Source organism: Mesorhizobium sp. M7A.F.Ca.ET.027.03.2.1 (assembly GCF_003999175.1).
Classification (GTDB): Bacteria; Pseudomonadota; Alphaproteobacteria; order Rhizobiales; family Rhizobiaceae; genus Mesorhizobium.
The window spans coordinates 1-2,353 of record NZ_RZOM01000978.1; the positions used below are offsets into that span (position 1 = coordinate 1).

Below are 2,353 nucleotides of genomic sequence, written 5' to 3' on the forward strand. Positions count from 1 at the left end.
GTCGCAGGACGGCGGCACGAATTTGTCGAGCGCGTCGAGCACGCCCTTGCCGCCGGTGTCGACCGGCCCGGCGCCTGCGGTACAATCGGTCGGGCCGGCCCACCACTGCCATTCGACGCCGGAGTGGTAGACGCCGAGATAGAGGCCGTAGAGCATCAGGATGCCGCCGACGGCCAGCAGGCCGCGCGTCAGCCAACTGGGTGCGTGCAGCATCGACGCAATCACCGCCAGCACCATCAGCGGCACGCCGATATAGTAGGGCGTGCGCTGTTCGAGGCAGAGGTGGCAGGGGATATAGCCGCCGAGATACTGGAAGCCGAGCGCCGAGCCAACGGTGGCGGCCATGGCGACGGCGAGGAACAAGGCGGTCAGCGTGCGCTGGCGTCCGGTGTCGGCATTCATGGTCGCTGTCATTTCAATCGGTCCGTCCGGCTCGCAATGGTTCTGTTCAGAACGCGTATTTGACCAGGATATAGAGCAAAATCAGGGCAGCCGCGCCGGCGCCGGCGATGAGGCCGAGGCGCTTTTCGATGAATTCGCGGATCGGTTCGCCATAATGGCGCAGCAGCCAGGCGAGCAGCAGGAAACGGCCACCGCGGGCCACGATCGCCAGCACCACGAACAACAGCAAATTGACGCCGATGACGCCGGACAGGATCGTCACCACCTTGATCGGCGGCAGGTGGGCAGCGCCCGACGTGATCAGCATCAGGACGATGAAGCCGACGCCTGCCCCCGCGCGCAGCGCTTCGAACTGGTCGTACTTGCCGTAGAATTCGAGAATCGGCCTCGCCACGGCGTCATAGGCGTAGTGGCCGATGAACCAGCCGGCGATGCCGCCCAGCACAGAGGCGACGGTGGCGATCAGCGCATAGCGGTAGGCGCGATCCGGCCGCGACAGCGCCATCGGCAGATAGAGCACGTCGGCCGGCACCAGGAACACCGAGCTTTCGACGAAGGCGATGAAGGCCAGCCACCATTCGGCGGATTTGCGGGCCGCCAGCGACAAGGTCCAGTCGTAAAGTCCGCGAAGCATCGGCACTCCTAATGCGTGTCGTTCCATTGCGCAGGCAGGTTGGGGTTTAACGGCATGCACAGAACAAAGACCCAGAGCACGCCATCCGTCCCGCAGACGTGCCGCGCTTTGATGCGCCGCCTGTCTAGAAAGATTTTCCGCGCTGCACAATGGCAGCCCCCTCACGAAATCGAAAGGCGCAGTTTGGTCGCATCTTGAGGGCGCCGGAGAATTGGCCAGTTGACGAACAGCCCTCCAACCGTATAGTCCCGCGCCATCCAGGCCGCCCGGCCTGAGCCCCTATGGCGGAATTGGTAGACGCGCTCGACTCAAAATCGAGTTCCGCAAGGAGTGCTGGTTCGATTCCGGCTAGGGGCACCATCCTTCACTCTTCGAGCTTCGGGTGGGACAATTTAGCCTGTGTTTGTTTTGGGATCCGCTTGTGCGCGGCAGCGCCGGCGTTGCGTTCCCGGTTGGCCTTTTCGTGTATCGTGGTCTGCTGTTTCCCATGCTAACGCTTGCCGGCCCTTGTTCGCCTGCAAGTGCCCCTTCAGGCTGATCGGCGCTTTTCGCTCAACAAAACTCGCAGATGCGGTAACGCCGCATGCGCCACCGCCTTGGGTGGTTGCGTGAACATGCAAGGCGGTTCCGCGGCGCCGAGAAGGCAGGTCTTTTGCCAATCCAATGTAATGGACCAACAATCGCCGCAGACACGCGGGGCAATATTGATATTGTTCGGGTAGGCGTAATAGCCGATCGGCGTTGGACCGAAAACGACACAACACGGCGTCCCTACACAGCTTGCGATATGAACAAGCCCTCCCTCCATGTCGAAATGCATGGACGAGTTCGCAAGAACGGAGGTGATTTGCGGCTGTGTTGTCTTGGAAGAAAGGTTGTAGTCGGCCGAACTGAGGGTGCCTCCTACCACGCCGACTTGGACAACCGGAAGATCCGGCAACTGCGCCTTCACCTCTTTCACGACATCATCCAAGAACGGATAATCTCGCGTAGCTCGAGGGCGACCCGACTCCTCGCTGAAGGAATTGTGGACGGTAATGTAGGGTTTATGGTCCAGTCCCAAGCTTTGAACCAAGGACGCATCCTCAGGTAACGGATATTGATGGCCGCCAAAGGGCACACCGCTGACATGGTTCAGAAAGGTGTCTCGCCTCACGTTCTGAAATTGGGCTACAAGTGCTGGATGGAAGTCCAAATGAGGATGCGCATCGATCGCATGCGAAAACATCTTCCGATACGGTGCGATGCTTTGCAGCATTGCTGAAAGCGCCGGCCACCGTTCGGCAGCGGCAGAACTCATGTGCACAAGATCTACGG

Annotated in this window: 3 protein-coding genes and 1 tRNA gene; 1 reads left to right on the top strand and 3 read right to left on the bottom strand. The window is 60.6% G+C overall.

All coding sequences use genetic code 11. The features are described 5' to 3' along the window. Window positions 1-414: disulfide bond formation protein B (locus EN750_RS29895; RefSeq protein ID WP_145968042.1), on the bottom strand; the 414-nt coding region annotated here is incomplete at its 3' end. Between the two features lie 34 nt (window positions 415-448). After that, window positions 449-1,036, bottom strand: a complete 588-nt coding sequence (locus EN750_RS29900; RefSeq protein WP_127398887.1) for a YqaA family protein — start codon at window positions 1,034-1,036, stop codon at window positions 449-451. 275 nt (window positions 1,037-1,311) lie between these two features. Here EN750_RS29900 and EN750_RS29905 point away from each other — a divergent pair. After that, window positions 1,312-1,396, top strand: a tRNA-Leu gene (locus tag EN750_RS29905). Between the two features lie 169 nt (window positions 1,397-1,565). Here the strand turns inward: EN750_RS29905 and EN750_RS29910 are convergent. Further along, the coding region (locus EN750_RS29910; protein WP_210212780.1) for a hypothetical protein at window positions 1,566-2,353 on the bottom strand (788 nt) is incomplete at its 5' end.

Coding starts and splice junctions, on each gene's coding strand:
- EN750_RS29900 (WP_127398887.1), bottom strand. CDS start 1,036: ATGCTTCGCGGACTTTACGACTGGACCTTGTCGCTGGCGGCCCGCAAA.